The following is an 18,917-nucleotide window of genomic DNA, read 5'->3' as shown; positions in this document are numbered from 1 at the left end:
ACCATCCACGCACAGACAGGGAGGTCGGATCCATGGGCACAGCGACAGACAGCGGCGGCGTGCGTTCGGTGGAGCGTGCGCTGGCCATCGTCGAATTACTTGGCGAGCATCAGGCCCTGGGGCTGGAAGAGCTGCATTACCTCACCAGCCTGCCCAAGGCCACGGCCTCGCGCATGCTCGCCACCTTGCAGGAGCAGGGCTGGGTTTACCGCGGGCTCAGCGACCGGCGGTACCGACTGTGCGCACGCCGCCTGTTCGGCGACCGCCAGCAGCGCTTCAAGCGCCAGCTGGTGGAAAGCGCTGCGCCGTTGCTGCTGGAACTGAGCGAGCGCACCGGGCTGGTAGTCGACCTGTCGTGTTTCGACGGCGAGCGGCTGGAGGTGATGGAAAGCGCCATTCCGCAGGTGCTGCGCAAGCGTTATCCCAACAACTGCCAGATCGTCGGCCAGCATGCCAGCCTGTTCCATTCGGCGATGGGGCGGGCGTGCCTGAAGGAGCTGGCGGTCGATGAGGTGCAGCGGCTGGCCCGGCATGAGCGGGTGTGCGGCGAAGAGCTGATGCGTGGCCTGGAAGGGGATGCGCACAAGGGGTTCGGGCAGCGCACCGAGGGGTATTGGGAGTATCCGGTGCGCTTGCCGTTCCTGATCCGGGCGATTGCCTTGCCGGTCAGGGTGCAGGGGCAGCTGGCCGGGAGCATTGCCTTGCACTGGCCACTGGACCAGGCACCGGTGGAACAGGTGTTGAGCCTGCACCTGGACAGCCTGGCGGCGACTGTGGGGGAAGTGCAGCATGCGTTGGTGGGTTAGGGGTTTATTTGGCGGTAGATTTTTGGTGGTTTCGAGATCGAGCGCCGCCCGCGCGGCGCATCGCGGGCAAGCCCGCTCCCACATTTGTTTCGGGCCAATCTCTCCTGTGAAGCCAACAGGGACCGCTCTGTTTGTTCCTTTTCAATATTGGGGTGGGCGCTACTGTTTTTCATCGGTGTAAAGTCATGCACCAAGGCGGGTCCTGTTGGCGGCACAGGAGTAACTGTCCCGAAACAAATGTGGGAGCGGGCTTGCCCGCGATGCGCCGCGCGGGCGGCGCTCGATCTCATAGGCGCTACCGCCCTCAAGCCATACCCCTTGCCGCCATCCATGAGATGTGTAATTACCCTCAAAAAGGTCAGGCCCATGCTGCTCATCGAGCACCTGCACAAGTCGTTCCCCACCGCCCAAGGCCCGCTCCAGGTCCTGCGCGGCGTCGACCTGTCCCTGGCACGTGGCAGCAGCCTGGCGCTGATGGGCGAATCCGGCAGCGGCAAAAGCACCTTGCTGCACCTGGTCGCCGGCCTCGACCGTGCCGATAGCGGCCGCATCCTCATCGACGGCGAACCCTTGCACGGCCAGGGCGAAGCGGCCCTGGCCCGTTGGCGGCGCGAGGGCATCGGCCTGGTGTTCCAGCAGTACAACCTGATCAGCAGCCTCGACGTGGCGGCCAACCTGGCCTTGCAGGCGCGCCTGGCCAAGCGCCACGACCGGCAATGGCTGGCCCATCTGGCCGAACGCCTTGGTTTGATGGCGTTGCTGGATCGCTACCCGGAGCAGTTGTCCGGCGGCCAGCAGCAACGGGTCGCCATCGGCCGGGCCCTGGCCAGCCGGCCGGCGCTGTTACTTGCCGACGAACCCACCGGCAGCCTAGACGAAGCCAGCAGCGACGAAGTGCTGGCCTTGCTCCTGCAACTGGTCGGCGAGGCGGGCAGCAGTGTGCTGATGGTCACCCACAGCCCGCGCCTGGCCGCCTGCCTGCAGCACCGTTGCGTGCTCCATCAGGGGCGGGTGCAAGGGTCATGAACAACCTGCTGATCGCCCTGCAGGCGCTGGGCAGCCATTGGTGGCGCCACCGTTTGCAGTGCCTCGGCATTTTCACCGGCCTGTGGCTGGCGACGGCGTTGTGGACCGGCGTGCAGGCCCTCAACACCCAGGCGCGCAGCGACTATGCCCAGGCCAGCGCCGTGCTGAGCGGGGCGGCGCACGTGCAGTTCGTCGCCCGCGATGGGCAGCGTTTCGACCAGGCGCTCTATGTGCAACTGCGCAGGCAAGGCTGGCAAGTGACGCCAGTGCTGGAGGGGCGCTTGCGCCTGGCCGGTGAGCCAGCCGTTGCCGTCAGGTTGATCGGCATCGAGCCACTGAGCCTGCTGCCGGGTATGGCCGTCGCGGGTGCCGACCCGGCAAGCTTCAACTTGCAGACGTTCATCGGCACACCCGGGCAAGCCTGGGTCGGCGCGGACACCTTGCGCCAATTGACGGGCAAGCGGCGCACGATCGATGGCCAGGCCTTGCCGCCGCTGATGCTCAATAAACAACTGGCACCTGGCGTGATGCTGGTCGATATCGGCGTGGCCCAGGCTTTGCTCGATGCGCCGGGGCAGCTGTCGCGGCTGGTCAGCGACACCGACCAGCCGTTGCCGCAGGCGCTCGCCGACCGTTTGAAGGTACAGCCAGCGGACGATGACAGCGACCTGCAACGCCTGACCGCGAGCTTTCATCTGAACCTGACGGCTCTCGGCCTGCTGGCATTCGTGGTCGGGCTGTTCATCGCCCATGCGGCCATCGGCCTGGCGCTGGAGCAGCGGCGGGGCCTGATGCGCACCTTGCGCGCGTGTGGTGTCAGCCTGAAGGTGTTGATGGCGGCTTTGGCCCTTGAGCTGGGCATGTTCGCCGTAGTCGGTGGCCTTGCCGGTGTGGCGGCGGGCTACCTGCTGGCAGCGCTGTTGCTGCCCGATTTTGCTTCCAGCCTGCGCGGCCTGTACGGCGCCCAAGTCTCGGGGCATCTGCATCTGCCGCTGTACTGGTGGCTGATGGGCCTAGGTGTGAGCCTGCTCGGCGCCTTGCTGGCCGGCATCGACAGCCTGCTGCGTGCAGCGCGGTTGCCCTTGCTGGCGTTGGCTCAGCCTCAGGCCTGGCGCCTGGCCCAGGTGCCCTGGCTGAAGCGTCAGGCAATGGCTGGCGCAGTGCTTGCGGTCATTGCCTTGGGCTGCGGTTACTTCGGCAACAGCCTGCCCAGTGCCTTCACCCTGCTAGCCGCGCTGCTGCTGGCGGCCGCCTTGTTGTTGCCGGGCACGCTGGCCCTGTTGCTCGCTGGCCTGGCACGGCATACCCGGCGGCCACTGGCGCAGTGGTTCGTCGCCGACAGCCGTCAGCAATTGCCGGCGCTGAGCCTGGCACTGATGGCATTGCTGCTGGCATTGGCCGCCAGCGTGGGAGTGGGTGGCATGACCGAAGGTTTCCGCCGCACCTTCGTTGGCTGGCTCGACCAGCGTCTGGCCGCAGACCTGTATGTCACGCCACGCGACAGCATTCAGGCGCTGCAGATCTACCAGCAGTTGCAGGATGACCCCGGCGTCAGCGCTGTGCTGCCCAGCTGGCGAGTGGAATGGCGCCTGCAGCACTGGCCGGTGCAGCTGCAAGGGGTGATCGACCAGCCGTTCTACCGCAGCCACTGGCCATTGCTGGAACAGGCGCCGAAGGCGTGGGAGCAGCTGGCCAGCGGGCAGGGCGCCATGCTCAGCGAACAATTGGCGCGTCGCCTGGGCGTGGGCATCGGGGATGAAGTGCAGCTGCCGGGCGACCCACCACAGGGCATGCGGGTGGTGGGCATTCACGCCGACTATGGCAACCCGAAAGGGCATGTGCTGGTCAATGCCGACTGGCTGCGCCAGCGCGCGACGACGGCCAGCCTGAGTGGCTTGAGCCTGTTGATCCGGCCCGGGCAGATTGCGTCGGTCAAGGACACCTTGCAGCAGCGCTTCGGCCTGGACGAATCACAAGTGGTCGAGCAGTCCAGCCTGAAAGCCTGGTCGACGCAGATTTTCAGCCGAACCTTCGCCGTCACCGCCGCCCTGAACAGCCTCACCCTCGGCGTCGCTGGCGTGGCGCTGTTCATCAGTCAGCTGACACTGGGCCAGCAGCGCCTGGGGCAACTGGCACCGCTGTGGGCGCTGGGTGTGCCGCGCCGCTGGCTGGCCTGGCTGAGCCTGGGCCAGACGCTGATGCTCAGCGGTTTCACCGTGCTGCTGGCAATCCCCCTCGGGCTGCTGCTGGCCTGGTGCCTGGTGGCGGTGGTGAATGTACAGGCATTCGGCTGGCGGCTGCCTTGGCACGTGTTTGCCAGCCAACTTGTGCAACTGGCCGCACTCGGTGTGCTCACCAGCCTGCTGGCCAGCGCCTGGCCGTTGTGGCAACTGGCGCGGCGCCAGCCGAGTGAATTGTTGCGGCGGTTCGCCGATGAAGGTTGAAGCCGGGCTGTTGCTGGCCTGCCTGCTGCTGGCCGGGTGTGACGCCCCTGCGCCACCAGCCAGGAGTTATGCCGGCCTCGGCGCCGAGGCGGCAGCGTTCAACCAGGTTACCCGCAACACCTCGCTGGAGTTCCCACGCGACCACGGCGCCCACGATGGCTATCGCATCGAATGGTGGTACGTCACGGCCAACCTGCGTGATGCCCAGGGCCGTGACTGGGGCGTGCAATGGACGTTGTTCCGCTCAGCCCTGCGCCCCGGCCCCGAGACCCACGGCTGGAACAGCCCCAACCTGTGGATGGGCCACGCTGCCCTGACCGACCCGAGCGGCCACCAGGTCGGCGAAACGCTGGCACGTGGCGGCATTGGCCAGGCCGGCGTCGAAACCGGGCCGTTCCGGGCCTGGATCAACGACTGGTCGCTGCAAGGCGATGACAGCATCCACCGCTTGCAGATGCGTGCCAGCGGCCAGGGATTTGGCTATGACCTGACCCTGGCCAGCGACAAGCCGCTGGTGCTGCACGGCGATCGGGGTTACAGCGAGAAGTCCGGTAAAGGTCAGGCTTCGTACTATTACAGCCAGCCGTTCTACCAGGTCAGCGGCGAAGTCGAGCGGGATGGGCAGCGCATTGCGGTAACCGGGCAGGCCTGGCTTGACCGGGAGTGGAGTAGCCAGCCGCTGGCGGCTGGGCAAAGTGGCTGGGACTGGTTTTCGCTGCACCTGGGCAGTGGCGCCAAGCTGATGCTGTTTCAGGTGCGTGAAGACCGGGGGCAGCCGTACCGGGCCGGCACCTGGGTTGGCCCTGACGGGCAGGTACGGGCGCTGCAGGGGGCTGAGGTCGAGCTGACGCCGCTGGCCTGGACCGAGCAGGACAACGGCAAGCGCGTGCCGACACGCTGGCGAGTTCAACTGCCTTCGGTACAGGTGGATGTGCAAGTCGAGGCGGTGCAGACCAAGGCTTGGATGGGCACCCGATTTCCTTATTGGGAAGGGCCGGTGCGGGTGACGGGCAGTGCGCCTGGGCGGGGGTATCTGGAGATGACGGGGTATTAGCTTAGTCATGTATGGGTGCTGATGGCCTCTTCGCGGCTAAAGCCGCTCCCACAGGGATCACCTCAGGTCGGAGAGCTGCACGGTACCTGTGGGAGTGGCATCGGCATGCCCCAGCCCGAAAGGAGTACAGACGTACTCCGTTCGTCGCGTGTTGATGCAGGCTTACTTGAACCCGGTCACCGCATGCGGCACATAGGGCGCTTCCAGCCGGGCGATTTCCTCGGCGCTCAGCTGGAACGCCAACGCCGCAATCGCATCATCCAGCTGCGCCACTTTCGAGGCCCCGACAATCGGCGCCGACACCCCACGCTTGCCCAGCACCCAGGCCAACGCCACCTGCGCCATCGGCACGCCGCGCTCGCCAGCGATCTGCTCGACCACGTCGATCACCCGGCCATCTTCCACTTCGGTCTTTTCATAGAATGACTGCCCGGAAATGTCGGTACGGGTGCGTTCGGTCTGCTGCCCATGGGGGCGGGTCAGCCGGCCGCGGGCCATCGGGCTCCATGGCATCAGGCCGACACCCTGGTCGAGGCACAGCGGGATCATTTCGCGCTCCTCCTCGCGGTAGATCAGGTTGAGGTAGTTCTGCATCGACACGAAGCGGCTCCAGCCGTTGCTGGCCGCCACTTGCTGGGCCTTGGCGAACTGCCAGGCATACATCGACGACGCGCCGATGTAGCGCGCCTTGCCGGCCTTGACCACGTCGTGCAAGGCTTCCATCGTCTCTTCGATGGGCGTGTGGTAGTCCCAGCGGTGGATCTGGTACAGGTCGACGTAATCGGTGCCCAGGCGGGTCAGGCTGGCGTCGATGTTGGCCATGATGGCCTTGCGTGACAGGCCTTGCTCGTTGGGGCGGGTGCTGCCTTCCCACATGTTGGCGGGGAAGAACACCTTGGTGGCGATCACCGTCTCGTCGCGGCGGGTGAATTCCTTGAGCAGCTTGCCGAGGATGATCTCCGAAGTGCCGGCCGAGTAGCTGTTGGCGGTGTCGAAGAAGTTGATGCCCTGCTCGACGGCGTGGCGGATGATCGGGCGGCTGTCGGCTTCGCCCAGGGTCCAGGGGTGGGTGCCGGCGTCCGGCTCGCCGAAGGTCATGCAGCCCAGGCAGAGTTTGGAGATGTCCAGGCCGGTGTTGCCCAGTTTGACGTATTGCATCCGCTGCTCCTCAGTGATCGGTTGTGCGACGCAGGGAAGCTTAGCGGTGATGGCTGGCTGCGGAAATCCCGAATCGGTGCAGGCGCAATCCGCATAAATTCACAAGCGCAACAGCGGTTTGACCTGTTGCTGCAGGAAGTCGGTGACGGCCTTGATGCGCGGCGTGTTGCGTACATCCTCGTGCACGGCCAGCCAGATCTCGATGCTCATGGTCTGTTCATCCTTGCCGGCGACCGCCAGGCCATGCTCCTGCGCCATGAACGCCGGCAGGCAAGCGATACCGACCCCGCCGGCAGCCGCCTGGGCCTGGATGCGCAGGTCGTTGCTCTGCAACACCAAGGGCTGGTTGCCGGTCTGGCTGAGCAGCCACTGCTGCTGCGGTGACTTGGCCTGGGATTCGTCGTAGCCGATGTAGCGTGGCGTGCCCGTGCTGCGCAAGTAGGCGGGGGCGGCGTACAAGCGGTAATCCAGATAACCCAGCAGGCTGGCGACCAGCGTCGGCTCGGTGGGCCTGGCCAGGTTGATGCTGATATCGGCTTCACGGCGGGCCAGTGAGGCTCGCGATTTGCTGCCGACCAGCTTCAGACGCAGTTGCGGGTAGCGTTGCAACAGCGCAGCCAGGTGCCGGGCGATGATACTGCCGAGCAGCGCGGGCGGGGCGGCCAGCACCACTTCGCCTTCGACCTGCTGCTGGCCGGCATTGGCAAAGTGCTCCAGGGCGAAAGACGACTGGGTCATCTGCTCGGCGTATTCGCCGACCCGGCGGCCTTCGTCGGTCAGCGCGTAGGCCCTGGGGCGGCGGTCGACCAGCTTGAGGTTCAAGGCGGCTTCCAGCGCGGCTATGCGCCGGGCCACGGTGGCGTGGTCGACGCCCAGTTGCCTGGCCGCAGCGGACAGCGAGCCGGTGCTGATGAAGGCGGAGAAATGGCGCAGATCTTCCCAGTCGAACATGGCGGGCCTCTGAAGTAGAGCGGCCATGATACGGCCTTTGCGCGATCGACAGTCGTCGAGCAGTGCCGCTTTATCAGAACGGGTATGTCAATGACCAGATTGACGCATCCAGTGAAACCGGTTTCAAAAGATTTCCAAACCCGCTAGATTACGCGGCTTTTCCGGCCCAGGCCGGGACACCAGATGGCGCAACCCAAGGCCGCCCCTATGCTGATGAGGACCCGAAATGCCTGAGCATGCCCCCGACAATCCGCGCCGGGACTTCCTGCGCAAGACCCTGACCCTGATCCCGGTGGTCACCGTGGCCAGTACCGGCCTCGGTGCCAGCCAGCTGCTGGCCGAGCCGGTGCGCGACGATCTCTTGCACGGCAAGGTGCCGGCCACGCCACCGCCAGGCAACTATCAGCCAACCTTCTTCACCGCCGAAGAATGGGCCTTCGTGCAAGCGGCCGTGTCGCGCATCATCCCGGCCGACGAACTCGGCCCCGGCGCACTGGAAGCGGGCGCTGCCGAATTCATCGACCGCCAGATGAACACCCCTTACGCCACGGGCGCCCAGTGGTACATGCAAGGCCCGTTCAAGGCCGATGCCGCCCCGGAGCTCGGCTACCAGCTGCAACTCAGCCCGCAACAGATCTACCGCCTGGGCATCGCTGCCGCGCAGGCCTGGTGCAAAAACGCCAGCGGTAAAACCTTTGCCGAGCAAGATAGCGCTACCCAAGACAAGATACTCGGCAAGATCGAAGCCGGTGAGATCGTTTTCGAGCAGCTGCCGGCCAAGGTGTTCTTCAGCCTGCTGGTGCAGAACACCCGCGAAGGCTTCTTTTGCGACCCGATTCACGGCGGCAACAAGGGGATGGTCGGCTGGACGCAGATCGGCTTCCCGGGCGCCCGGGCAGATTTCATGGATTGGGTCGAGCGCAACGAGCCGTACCCGTTCCCGGCAGTTTCGATTCGCGGCGAGAGGGCGTAAGGCATGGCCAATGCAATGAAAAAGGCTGACGTGGTGATCGTCGGCTTCGGCTGGGCCGGCGCGATCATGGCCAAGGAGCTCACTGAAGCCGGGCTGCAGGTGGTGGCGCTGGAGCGCGGGCCGATGCAGGACACCTACCCGGATGGCAGCTACCCGCAGGTGATCGACGAGCTGACCTACAGCGTGCGCAAGAAGCTGTTCGTCGATGTATCGAAAGAGACCGTGACCATCCGCCACAGCGTCAACGATGTCGCGCTGCCCAACCGCCAGCTTGGCGCCTTCCTGCCGGGCAAGGGCGTTGGCGGTGCGGGCCTGCACTGGTCAGGCGTGCACTTTCGGGTCGACCCGATGGAGTTGCGCATGCGCAGCCATTACGAGGAACGCTACGGCAAGCGCTTCATCCCCGAAGACATGACCATCCAGGACTTCGGCGTCAGCTACGAGGAGCTCGAGCCGCACTTCGATTTCGCCGAGAAGGTGTTCGGCACCTCGGGCCAGGCCTGGACCGTCAATGGCAAGCGGGTGGGCGAAGGGAAGGGCGGCAACCCCTACGCGCCTGACCGTTCCAACCCGTTCCCCCTGCCGGCGCAGAAGAACGTGGTGTCGGCCAAGCTGTTCGAACAGGCCGCGGCCAGCCTTGGCTACAAGCCCTACAACCTGCCGTCGGCCAACACCTCCGGGCCGTACACCAACCCGTACGGCGCGCAGATGGGGCCGTGCAACTTCTGCGGGTTCTGCAGCGGCTACGTCTGCTACATGTACTCCAAGGCTTCGCCGAACGTGAACATCCTGCCGGCCCTGCGCCAGGTGCCGAATTTCGAGTTGCGCGCCAATGCTCATGTGCTGCGGGTGAACCTCGACGACAGCAAGCGCAAGGCCACCGGCGTGACCTACATCGACGCCCAGGGCCGCGAAGTGGAGCAGCCAGCGGACATCGTCATCCTCGCCGCCTTCCAGTTCAACAACGTGCGCCTGATGCTGCTGTCCGGCATCGGCAAGCCTTACGACCCGGTCAAGAACGAAGGCGTGGTCGGGCGCAACTTCGCCTACCAGAACATGGGCACGGTCAAGGCGTTCTTCGACAAGGATACCTACACCAACAACTTCATCGGTGCCGGCGGCAACGGCGTGGCCATCGACGACTTCAACGCCGACAACTTCGACCATGGCCCGCATGGCTTCGTCGGTGGCTCGCCTATGTGGGTCAACCAGGCCGGCACCCGGCCGATCGCCGGAGGCGGCACGCCACCGGGCACCCCGGCCTGGGGCAGCGCCTGGAAAAAGGCCACGGCCGACTACTACACCCACCAGGTGTCGATGGACGCCCACGGTGCGCACCAGTCGTACCGCGGCAACTACCTCGACCTCGACCCGACCTACCGCGACGCCTACGGCCAGCCGCTGCTGCGCATGACCTTCGACTGGCAGGAAAACGACATCAGGATGAACCAGTTCATGGTCGACAAGCTGAGCAAGATCGCCCAGGCGATGAACCCCAAGTCGATCGCCGTGCTCGGCAAGAAGGTCAAGGAACACTTCAACACCGCCAGCTACCAGACCACCCACCTCAACGGCGGCGCAATCATGGGCAACGACCCGAAGACCAGCGCGCTGAACCGCTACCTGCAGAGCTGGGACGTGTACAACGTGTTCGTCCCCGGTGCTTCGGCATTCCCCCAGGGCCTGGGCTACAACCCCACTGGCCTGGTGGCGGCGCTGACCTACTGGTCGGCCCGGGCGATCCGCGAGCAGTACCTGAAGAACCCCGGCCCGCTGGTCCAGGCTTGAGGAGCGATGAACATGAAGAACCTGTTGATCGCCACCCTGCTGCTGGGCGCTACCATGGCCACCCAGGCCGACGAGGCCCTGGTGAAGAAAGGGGAATATCTGGCCCGCGCCGGTGACTGTGTGGCCTGCCACACCGCCAAGGGCGGCCAACCCTTTGCCGGCGGGCTGCCGATGGAAACCCCGATCGGCACGGTGTACTCCACCAACATCACCCCGGACGCCAGCGGCATCGGCCAGTACAGCTTCGCCGACTTCGACCGGGCCGTGCGCAAAGGCATCGCCAAGGACGGCAGCACCTTGTACCCGGCGATGCCGTACCCGTCCTATGCGCGGGTCAGCGACGACGACATGCAGGCGCTGTATGCGTACTTCATGCAAGGCGTCGAACCGGTTGCGCAGCCCAACAAACCGACCGATATACCCTGGCCGCTGAGCATGCGCTGGCCGCTGTCGATCTGGCGCGGGCTGTTCGCCCCTGAGGTGAAGGCCTGGCAGGCGCCGGCGGGGGCGGACCCGGTGGTCAGCCGTGGCGCCTACCTGGTCGAAGGCCTGGGCCACTGTGGCGCCTGCCACACCCCGCGCGCCCTGACAATGCAGGAGAAAGCGCTGAGCCCTGCGGATGGCGAGCAGTTCCTGGCCGGCAGTGCGCCGCTGGAGGGCTGGATCGCCAAGAACCTGCGTGGCGACCACAAGGACGGCCTGGGCAGCTGGAGCGAGGCGCAGCTGGTGCAGTTCCTCAAGACTGGCCGCAGTGACCGCAGCGCGGTGTTCGGTGGCATGAGCGATGTGGTCGAGCACAGCATGCAGCACCTGAGCGATGCCGACCTGACCGCCATCGCCCGGTACCTGAAGACCTTGCCGCCAAGCGATCCGAACGACACGCCGCACGTGTACGACAAGCAGGTGGCCGAGGCCTTGTGGCAGGGTGACGACAGCAAACCGGGGGCGTCGGTGTACATCGACAACTGCGCGGCGTGCCACCGCACCGATGGCCATGGCTATACCCAGGTGTTCCCGGCGCTGGCGGGCAACCCGGTGGTGCAGACGGCCGATGCCACCTCGCTGATCCATGTAGTGCTGGCGGGCGGGACCGTGCCGACCACGCAGACGGCGCCGTCGAACTTCACCATGCCGGCGTTCGGTTGGCGCCTGAGTGACCAGGAAGTGGCGGATGTGGTCAACTTCATTCGCACCAGCTGGGGTAACCAGGGCAGCGCAGTCAGCGCCGCTGAGGTGAAACACCTTCGGTAGCCGCACTGCATCACCCTGTAGGAGCGGGTTTACCCGCGAATGCGATGCTGGATTCGATGACGCATTCGCGGGTAAACCCGCTCCCACACGTTTCTGTATCCTTTTTAACATCTATATCAATGGGTTGGGGCGCATACTTGTTGCCTTGTCTCATGCTCCCTGTGACACTTCCGATCAATGGGAGGTTGACGAACGCGCAAGGTTTTGCTGTATTGAAACCGGTTTCATTCGCTGTCACCGACAACAATCACAAGGGACCCGCAATGACCGATTCACCCTCCAGTCCCCGCGAGCGGGTGACTATCAGCGAAGTGGCACGTGTAGCCGGGGTTTCCAAGGCCACGGTCTCGCGCTACATCGGCGGTGATCGCCAGCTGCTGGCTGAGGCCACCGCCAAGCGCCTGGAACAGGTCATCGAGCGCCTGGGCTACCGGCCCAACCAGATGGCCCGCGGTCTCAAGCGTGGCCAGACGCGTCTGATCGGCATGCTCGTGGCCGACATTCTCAATCCCTATTCAGTGGCCGTGATGCATGGCGTGGAAACCGCCTGCCGCCAGCACGGTTACAGCCTGGTGGTGTGCAACACCAACCGTGACGACGAGCAAGAGCGCCACCACCTGACGGCCCTGCAGTCGTACAACGTCGAAGGGCTGATCGTGAACACGCTCGGCCGCCACCCCGGCGAACTGCTCAACCTCCATCGCGACATCCCCATGGTATTGGTCGACCGGCAACTCCCGGAGTTGAAGGTCGACCTGGTCGGCCTGGACAACGCCGATGCCATCGAACAGGCCCTGGACCACCTGCAGGCGCAAGGCTACCGCGACATTCTCGCGGTCACCGAACCGCTGGATGGCACCAGCTCGCGCCTGGAGCGGGTGCAAGCCTTCACCGCGTCGATCAGCAACCGCAACGGCATGCGCCAGCAACTGCTGGAGGTCGATACCGGCCTGCCGGCCAAGCTCGGTGCCTTCCTGGCCAGCAAGGGCCACGGCCCGCAGGCGATCTTCACCTTCAATGGCGTGGCCACCCTGGCGGTTACCCGGGTCCTGCACGATTCCGGCTGCAAGCTGTTCACTGACGTGGGCCTGATTGCCCTCGACGAACTGGACTGGTACCCCCTGGTCGGTAGCGGCATCACTGCCCTGGCCCAGCCTACCGAGAGGATTGGCGTGGCCGCGTTCGAGTGCCTGCTCGAACGCCTGCGCGGCAGTGGCGATGCACCGCGACGCATCGATTTCAAGGCGCAGTTGATCACCCGAGGTTCCACTCAAGCCCACGGATAACCTGCGGGCAGCCGGGCTGCCCGCATGGCTGCAAGCAAAAAAATGAAACCGGTTTCATAAGGACAACAACAATGCATGAGAACCCCGTTTCCATCAGCCTCTCGAGCTACGGCGCCAGCCTTGTGCGGCAGCGTGGCCAGATGGGCTTCATCGACCTGCTGGCGGCTGCAGGCGTCAGTCGCATCGAACTGCGCGAAGAGTTGTTCGACGAGGCACCCGACACGGCCGCGCTTGCGGCAGCGATCGCCGCCTCGGGCCTTGAGTGCCTGTACTCCTCGCCGCTGGAGCTATGGACGGCGCAAGGCGAGCCAGCCCCGCAGCTGCCGGCGAAGCTGGCGCTGGCCAAGGCCCTGGGCGCCGTGGCGCTGAAGGTCTCGCTTGGGCACTACCATGAGCAATGCGATGTCGGTGCCTTGCAGGCGCTGCTGCGCGAGGGTAACCCGGTACTACTGGTGGAAAATGACCAGACCCCGCAAGGCGGGCGCATCGAGCCGCTGCTGCGGTTCTTCCAGCACGCACAAGGTTGGGCCTTGCCGCTGGGCATGACCTTCGACATCGGCAACTGGCAATGGCAGGGCGAGTCGGCGCTGCAGGCCGCTCGCCAGCTCGGCCGCTGGGTGCGCTACGTGCACTGCAAGGCGGTGCTGCAAGGCGCCGATGGCCGCTTGCACGCGGTACCGCCCAAGGCGGCCGACCTGTTGGCCTGGGAGGCGCTGTTCGATGAATTGAGCCCCGGGCTGGTGCGTGCGGTCGAATACCCGCTGGTAGGCGATGACCTGTTGGCGTTGACCCGCGCCCAGGTGCACAACCTGGCCAGGCTGGGGCTGGGCGAGGAGGTGAGCCATGCTTGAGCATGACGTGCTGTGTTTCGGTGAAACCATGGCCATGTTCGTTGCCGAACAGACCGGCGACCTGGCCAGTGTTGGCCGCTTTGGCAAGCGTATTGCCGGCGCCGACAGCAACGTGGCCATCGGCCTGGCCCGGCTGGGCTTTCGCGTGCGCTGGCTGAGCCGCGTGGGCGATGACTCGCTGGGGCGCTTCGTGCTGGCCAGCCTGCGTCAGGAGGGCCTGGATTGCAGCCGCGTCGAAGTCGATGGCAGCCGCCCGACGGGCTTTCAGCTGAAAAGCCGCTGCGATGATGGCAGCGACCCGGTTGTGGAGTACTTTCGCAGCGACTCCGCCGCCAGCCGCCTTTCCACTGCGCTGCTCGACCCGGCATTGCTGCAGGCCCGCCACCTGCATGCCACCGGCATTCCGCCCGCGCTGTCGGCCAGCTGCCGGGCACTGTCCCATGCCCTGGTCGACGGCATGCGCGAGGCCGGGCGCAGTGTGTCCTTCGACCCGAACCTGCGCCCGTCATTGTGGCCTGACCGCGCGACCATGATTCGTGAGATCAACGCCCTGGCCGTGAAGGCCCACTGGGTGCTGCCGGGCCTGGAAGAAGGCCGTTCGTTGACCGGCCAGCACACGCCCGCCGACATCGCTGCCTTCTACCTCGACCAGGGGGTGGAGCACGTGGTGATCAAGCTTGGCGATGCGGGTGCCTATTACCGCACGCGTCATGCCGCGGGGCAGGTTGCCCCGGTGCCGGTGGCCAAGGTGGTGGACACCGTGGGGGCCGGCGATGCCTTCGCCGTCGGCGTGGTCAGCGCGCTGCTCGAAGGCCGCCCGCTGGCCGACGCGGTGGCGCGCGGCAACTGGTGCGGCAGCCGCGCCGTGCAATCACGTGGCGACATGGAAGGCCTGCCACACCGTCACCAACTGCAAGCGCACGAACTGCGCAGAAGTGCCTGAACCGCTGAACGCCGGCAAGCCGGCCCTGTTGCGACAAAAACAACAAGCTCAGGAGAACGTTTCATGCAATCGACTCGCCTCGCACCACGCCGCTGGTGGTACATCATCCCGATCGTCTTCATCACCTACAGCCTGGCCTACCTGGACCGCGCCAACTACGGCTTCGCCGCGGCCTCGGGGATGGCCGACGACCTGAAGATCACCCCCGTGCTGTCTTCGCTGCTGGGTGCGCTGTTCTTCCTGGGGTACTTCTTCTTCCAGGTGCCCGGCGCGATCTACGCCGAAAAGCGCAGCGTGAAGAAACTGATCTTCGTCAGCCTGATCCTCTGGGGCGGCCTGGCGACCCTGACCGGGATGATCAGTAACGTCTACCTGCTGATTGCCATCCGCTTCCTGCTCGGCGTGGTGGAAGCGGCGGTGATGCCGGCCATGCTGGTGTACCTGTGCCACTGGTTCACCCGCGCCGAGCGCTCGCGGGCCAACACCTTCCTGATGCTGGGCAACCCGGTGACCATCCTCTGGATGTCGGTGGTCTCGGGCTACCTGATCAAGCACTTCGACTGGCGCTGGATGTTCATCATCGAAGGCCTGCCGGCGGTGCTCTGGGCCTTTATCTGGTGGCGCCTGGTGGATGACCGGCCAGCTCAGGTGAAGTGGCTGAGCGAACAGGAAAAGGCCAGCCTGGAGCAGGCCCTGGCGGCCGAACAGCTTGGCATCAAACCGGTGAAGAACTACCGCGAAGCATTCCGCTCGCCGCAGGTGATCGTGCTGTCGTTGCAGTACTTTTGCTGGAGCATCGGTGTGTATGGCTTCGTACTGTGGCTGCCGTCGATTCTCAAGCAGGCAGCCAATGTCGATATCGTCGAGGCCGGCTGGTTGGCCTCGGTGCCGTACATGGCGGCGGTGCTGGCCATGGTCGGGGTGTCGTGGGCCTCGGACCGCCTGCAGAAGCGCAAGCGTTTCGTCTGGCCACCGCTGTTGATCGCTGCCGTGGCGTTCTACGGCTCTTATGCGCTGGGCACCGAGCATTTCTGGCTGTCCTACGCGCTGCTGGTGCTTGCCGGTGCCTGCATGTACGCACCCTATGGCCCGTTCTTCGCCATCGTGCCGGAGATTCTGCCGAGCAACGTGGCCGGCGGGGCCATGGCGCTGATCAACAGCATGGGCGCGCTGGGTTCGTTTGGTGGCTCTTGGCTGGTGGGCTACCTGAACGGCGCCACTGGCGGCCCGGGTGCCTCCTACCTGTTCATGTCGGGGGCGCTGCTGACGGCAGTGGCGCTGACCGCAGTACTGAAAACCTCACAGACCTCAGGCCGGGCCAAGCGCGGCGGCCCACGCCTGGCCATGAGCCAATAGGAAGCAACCATGAAGAAACGCATCGTCTTGTACAAACGCCTGTCCGACGCCTTGCTGGCGAAGCTGGAGGAACAGGTGGAGGTGACCTGGGTGGACACCCGTGCTGCGGATGGCCTGGCGCGTCTGCGCGATGCCTTGCCGGGGGCGCATGGCCTGTTGGGCGCCAGTTTGCGCCTGGACGGTGAACTGCTCGACCTGGCACCGCAACTGGAGGTGATTGCCAGCGTGTCGGTGGGCGTCGACAACTACGACATCGCGGACCTGACACGCCGCGGGGTGATGCTGACCAATACCCCGGACGTGCTCACCGAAACCACCGCCGATACCGGCTTCGCCCTGCTCCTGGCCACCGCGCGGCGGGTGGTGGAGCTGGCCGGTTGGGTGCGTGCGGGGAAATGGCAGGCCAGCCTGGGGCCGGCGCACTTCGGCACCGATGTGCACGGCAAGACCTTGGGGATCGTTGGCATGGGGCGCATTGGTGAAGCATTGGCCCGGCGGGGCGCGGCCGGCTTCGGCATGCGTGTGCTGTACCACAGCTCGCGCGCCAAGCCAGAAGTGGAGGCACGCCATGGGGCGCGTTACTGCAGCCTGGATGGGTTGCTGGCCGAGTCGGACTATGTGTGCCTGACGGTACCGCTCAGTGCCACGACCGAGGGCCTGATCGGCGCCCGCGAGCTGGGGTTGATGAAGCCCGGGGCGATACTGGTGAACATTGCCCGCGGGCGGGTGGTGGATGAGACCGCCCTGATCGAGGCGCTGCAACAGAAGCGGATTGGCGGGGCAGGGCTGGACGTCTTCGTGCGCGAGCCGTTGGCTGCCGATTCGCCGCTGCTGCAGCTCGACAATGTGGTGGCGACGCCGCACATCGGTTCAGCGACCCATGAGACGCGGGAGGCCATGGCGCGCTGTGCGGTGGACAACCTGCTAAGCGCCTTGGCAGGCCAGCGTCCGCCGAACCTGGTCAACGTGCAGTAACGCCGAATCCTGTGGGAGCGGGCATGCCCGCTCCCACAGGTGGGCCGGGTCATGCTCGGCATGGGTGGCTTATTTGAAATCCCACTGCATCTGGGTGGCGATGCTCACACCACTGGACGATTTCACGCATACATCCAGGTAATCGGTGAACCGCGGTGGCACGGCGATGCCTTCTTCAAGCAAACGGCTGTTGTCGAACAGGTAGTTGAGGTCGGCGAAGCCGCTGTACAGGCGCAGGGCGCGCAAAACCAGGCGTGGGTTGGCCGGGCCGATGCGCGCTTCGAAGTCCTGCGCCAGGCTCTTCAGGTCATCGACATCGACCTTGCGGTAACGTTCGCCCACGGGCGCCGCGCCATTGGCATGGGCAAAGGCCTGGTCAATCTCGGCAAAGGTGCAAGCGGCCTGATGGCCGGCGGAGATGTGGTACAGGTTGTGCTCCAGGCGTGGCTTGAGGGTCAGGCCGATCAGTGCTTCGGCGCAGTAGTCCACCGGGATCACATCGATCTGTTCGTCCAGCTCGCAGGTGAAACTCTCCAGGGCAAAGCCCATGCGGAACACCCAGAAGATGCTCGCCGAGGCCTGGCAGCCCAGGGTGCGGTGGCCCACCACGATGGACGGGCGCGCCACCACCAACGGCAGTTGCGGCAGTTGTTCGCTCATGCGTCGTTCGATTTCGGCCTTCGAGGCGGTGTAGTCGACCAACTGCTGCTCGGCAGCCGGGAACTCCCAGGACTCGCTGATCGGCGATTCGCGTTGCGGCCCGCAGCTCATCGCCGTGCCCACGTGCAGGAAGCGCTTGAGGCGCGTCGAGCGGCTCATCACTTCGGCGAAGGCGTAGGTGCCCTCGACATTGACCGGCCAGATGTTCGGGTTCTTCGAGAACGAGGCCACCGCCGCGCAGTTGATCACCCGATCGATTTGCATCAGCCGGGGTGTGGCGTCTGCCAGCCAACGGGTATCGAGGAAGTCGCCGCATATGATCTGGTCGGCGCGCAGGGCCAGGCAGTCACGCTCGGCAACGCCATGCTGGCGCAGGTTGCCGCGCAGGCGTTCGAGGCCTTGCTCAGCGCTGTCGGCGCGCACCAGGAAACACAGGTTGGCGCTACGGCCGTTGGCAATCAGTTGGGCCGTTACCGAACCGCCAAGAAACCCGGTGGCACCGGTCAGCAGTATATGTTCGTGAAGGTCGAAGTTAATGTGTGGGGCAGGCGCGTTCATAAACTTCCTCTGAAAAGTTTATTGGCTGTTATCGAGGTTTGAGCTCGTGCCTGGAGCGCGCAGGGACTGGCGTTCAGCTCGGAGCGGAGGCGATTGTCAGGCGGTTTGACAGGGGGTGGCAATTAACGAAATGCGGGTTTCATATGAAACAAAAGTTAATGAAAGTTGGAGCCTGGTTAAACAGAGGATGCGCCATGCAAAGTTGACACAGGGTGTGTTGTCAAGCAGTGAGAAGAATGTGAAAAATACCTTCGCTTCTGGGATATTGACAGGCCCGAAAAAGACCCCGCCGCGAGCACAGCTCGCGATGCCGCAGGCGATCCATTGACCGCTGCAAAAATTTATTTTCACAGCGGTGCCACTTTTTCGATATCACGACACTCCCACCCTTACGTGCTATCTCTTTAGGATGACGGGAGTGCCAGACAAAATGCCGCTGACGTTTACGCCGCAACAGCAGTTGAGGAGCTGCGCGATACAGCTGATGTGCCCGCGCGCGGGCGAACTGTTTGCACGCATGAATGACGCCTTGTCGCAAAGCCCGGAGGCCTGTGAGCGCGAGGAGCTCTCGGAGACGCTATTGGCGCGCATCGAGGACATGGTCGCCAACAAACCCCAGGCAACGGCGTTCTTTGCCTATCAGCTGCATGCCTGGAGCAACGAAGGCTACCTGCCGCCGCACTGTGTCACGGCGTTGTACATGGTGGGCAAGGCATTGCACGGCAGTGCGGCGCAGGCAGTCGAACTGGCGCCGTCGACCAGGGTCTCGCTGGAACGCTTGCTGGGTATTACCCAGCGATGATCCCGGCCCCGTCGCGGCAAGCCTGCGAAGAGGCC

15 protein-coding genes and 1 pseudogene are annotated in these 18,917 nt (G+C 65.0%); 13 read left to right on the top strand and 3 right to left on the bottom strand.

The window, feature by feature from the left end:
• Positions 1–32: 32 nt before the first annotated feature.
• The 4 genes from L6D64_RS15005 (at position 33) to L6D64_RS14990 (ending at position 5,330) form a co-directional block, all read left to right on the top strand.
• Positions 33–806 (top strand): IclR family transcriptional regulator, encoded by a 774-nt coding sequence (locus L6D64_RS15005; protein WP_176507244.1) that lies wholly within the window; start codon positions 33–35, stop codon positions 804–806.
• A gap of 366 nt (positions 807–1,172) precedes the next feature.
• Positions 1,173–1,832 (top strand): ABC transporter ATP-binding protein, encoded by a 660-nt coding sequence (locus tag L6D64_RS15000; protein WP_176507243.1) that lies wholly within the window; start codon positions 1,173–1,175, stop codon positions 1,830–1,832.
• On the top strand, positions 1,829–4,276 hold the full coding sequence (locus tag L6D64_RS14995) for an ABC transporter permease (protein WP_176507242.1): 2,448 nt from the start codon (positions 1,829–1,831) through the stop codon (positions 4,274–4,276). The genes L6D64_RS15000 and L6D64_RS14995 overlap by 4 nt, the downstream gene beginning before the upstream one ends.
• Complete coding sequence (locus tag L6D64_RS14990) at positions 4,266–5,330, top strand: lipocalin-like domain-containing protein (RefSeq protein WP_176507241.1); 1,065 nt, start codon at positions 4,266–4,268, stop codon at positions 5,328–5,330. The genes L6D64_RS14995 and L6D64_RS14990 overlap by 11 nt, the downstream gene beginning before the upstream one ends.
• A 162-nt stretch (positions 5,331–5,492) precedes the next feature.
• Here the strand turns inward: L6D64_RS14990 and L6D64_RS14985 are convergent, their stop codons facing one another.
• Together L6D64_RS14985 and L6D64_RS14980 are read right to left on the bottom strand one after the other, a co-directional pair.
• A complete protein-coding gene (locus tag L6D64_RS14985; RefSeq protein ID WP_176507240.1) occupies positions 5,493–6,488 on the bottom strand; it encodes an aldo/keto reductase in 996 nt (331 codons plus the stop codon).
• A gap of 99 nt (positions 6,489–6,587) precedes the next feature.
• Entirely contained in the window at positions 6,588–7,439 is an 852-nt protein-coding gene (locus L6D64_RS14980) for a LysR family transcriptional regulator (RefSeq protein ID WP_176507239.1), read from the bottom strand.
• A 226-nt stretch (positions 7,440–7,665) separates the two neighbouring features.
• Between L6D64_RS14980 and L6D64_RS14975 the strand changes: the two genes are divergently transcribed.
• The 8 genes and pseudogenes from L6D64_RS14975 (at position 7,666) to L6D64_RS14940 (ending at position 16,862) form a co-directional block, all read left to right on the top strand.
• The gene (locus L6D64_RS14975; protein WP_176507238.1) at positions 7,666–8,412 is read left to right on the top strand and encodes a gluconate 2-dehydrogenase subunit 3 family protein; all 747 of its coding nucleotides are present in this window, start codon (positions 7,666–7,668) and stop codon (positions 8,410–8,412) included.
• A gap of 3 nt (positions 8,413–8,415) precedes the next feature.
• Positions 8,416–10,200, top strand: coding sequence for a GMC family oxidoreductase (locus L6D64_RS14970; RefSeq protein ID WP_176507237.1), 1,785 nt, complete (start codon positions 8,416–8,418; stop codon positions 10,198–10,200).
• Positions 10,201–10,212: 12 nt separating this feature from the next.
• Positions 10,213–11,451 carry a cytochrome c gene (locus tag L6D64_RS14965; RefSeq protein WP_176507236.1) on the top strand — a complete coding sequence of 413 codons (1,239 nt, stop codon included), beginning with the start codon at positions 10,213–10,215 and terminating at the stop codon, positions 11,449–11,451.
• A 263-nt stretch (positions 11,452–11,714) separates the two neighbouring features.
• Positions 11,715–12,737, top strand: a complete 1,023-nt coding sequence (locus L6D64_RS14960) for a LacI family DNA-binding transcriptional regulator (protein WP_176507235.1) — start codon at positions 11,715–11,717, stop codon at positions 12,735–12,737.
• A gap of 71 nt (positions 12,738–12,808) precedes the next feature.
• Positions 12,809–13,588 (top strand): AP endonuclease, encoded by a 780-nt coding sequence (locus L6D64_RS14955; protein WP_176507234.1) that lies wholly within the window; start codon positions 12,809–12,811, stop codon positions 13,586–13,588.
• Positions 13,581–14,531 (top strand): sugar kinase, encoded by a 951-nt coding sequence (locus L6D64_RS14950; protein ID WP_176507233.1) that lies wholly within the window; start codon positions 13,581–13,583, stop codon positions 14,529–14,531. The genes L6D64_RS14955 and L6D64_RS14950 overlap by 8 nt, the downstream gene beginning before the upstream one ends.
• A gap of 63 nt (positions 14,532–14,594) precedes the next feature.
• Positions 14,595–15,879: pseudogene (locus L6D64_RS14945) on the top strand (MFS transporter).
• 17 nt (positions 15,880–15,896) lie between these two features.
• Positions 15,897–16,862, top strand: coding sequence for a 2-hydroxyacid dehydrogenase (locus L6D64_RS14940; RefSeq protein ID WP_176507232.1), 966 nt, complete (start codon positions 15,897–15,899; stop codon positions 16,860–16,862).
• Positions 16,863–16,931: 69 nt separating this feature from the next.
• Here the strand turns inward: L6D64_RS14940 and cprA are convergent, their stop codons facing one another.
• A complete protein-coding gene (cprA, locus tag L6D64_RS14935) occupies positions 16,932–18,080 on the bottom strand; it encodes a cationic peptide resistance protein CprA (protein ID WP_176507231.1) in 1,149 nt (382 codons plus the stop codon).
• 430 nt (positions 18,081–18,510) lie between these two features.
• Between cprA and L6D64_RS14930 the strand changes: the two genes are divergently transcribed.
• Positions 18,511–18,882: a hypothetical protein gene (locus tag L6D64_RS14930; protein ID WP_176507230.1), complete on the top strand. Its 372-nt coding sequence runs from the start codon at positions 18,511–18,513 to the stop codon at positions 18,880–18,882.
• Positions 18,883–18,917 lie beyond the last annotated feature (35 nt).

The sequence above is a fragment of the Pseudomonas urethralis genome, assembly GCF_021602465.1.
Lineage (GTDB): Bacteria > Pseudomonadota > Gammaproteobacteria > Pseudomonadales > Pseudomonadaceae > Aquipseudomonas > Aquipseudomonas vlassakiae.
Note: the sequence above shows the minus strand (reverse complement) of the source record. Positions and strands in the feature narration are given on the sequence as shown.

Coding starts and splice junctions, on each gene's coding strand:
- L6D64_RS15005 (WP_176507244.1), top strand. CDS start 33: ATGGGCACAGCGACAGACAGCGGCGGCGTGCGTTCGGTGGAGCGTGCG.
- L6D64_RS15000 (WP_176507243.1), top strand. CDS start 1,173: ATGCTGCTCATCGAGCACCTGCACAAGTCGTTCCCCACCGCCCAAGGC.
- L6D64_RS14995 (WP_176507242.1), top strand. CDS start 1,829: ATGAACAACCTGCTGATCGCCCTGCAGGCGCTGGGCAGCCATTGGTGG.
- L6D64_RS14990 (WP_176507241.1), top strand. CDS start 4,266: ATGAAGGTTGAAGCCGGGCTGTTGCTGGCCTGCCTGCTGCTGGCCGGG.
- L6D64_RS14985 (WP_176507240.1), bottom strand. CDS start 6,488: ATGCAATACGTCAAACTGGGCAACACCGGCCTGGACATCTCCAAACTC.
- L6D64_RS14980 (WP_176507239.1), bottom strand. CDS start 7,439: ATGTTCGACTGGGAAGATCTGCGCCATTTCTCCGCCTTCATCAGCACC.
- L6D64_RS14975 (WP_176507238.1), top strand. CDS start 7,666: ATGCCTGAGCATGCCCCCGACAATCCGCGCCGGGACTTCCTGCGCAAG.
- L6D64_RS14970 (WP_176507237.1), top strand. CDS start 8,416: ATGGCCAATGCAATGAAAAAGGCTGACGTGGTGATCGTCGGCTTCGGC.
- L6D64_RS14965 (WP_176507236.1), top strand. CDS start 10,213: ATGAAGAACCTGTTGATCGCCACCCTGCTGCTGGGCGCTACCATGGCC.
- L6D64_RS14960 (WP_176507235.1), top strand. CDS start 11,715: ATGACCGATTCACCCTCCAGTCCCCGCGAGCGGGTGACTATCAGCGAA.
- L6D64_RS14955 (WP_176507234.1), top strand. CDS start 12,809: ATGCATGAGAACCCCGTTTCCATCAGCCTCTCGAGCTACGGCGCCAGC.
- L6D64_RS14950 (WP_176507233.1), top strand. CDS start 13,581: ATGCTTGAGCATGACGTGCTGTGTTTCGGTGAAACCATGGCCATGTTC.
- L6D64_RS14940 (WP_176507232.1), top strand. CDS start 15,897: ATGAAGAAACGCATCGTCTTGTACAAACGCCTGTCCGACGCCTTGCTG.
- cprA (WP_176507231.1), bottom strand. CDS start 18,080: ATGAACGCGCCTGCCCCACACATTAACTTCGACCTTCACGAACATATA.
- L6D64_RS14930 (WP_176507230.1), top strand. CDS start 18,511: ATGCCGCTGACGTTTACGCCGCAACAGCAGTTGAGGAGCTGCGCGATA.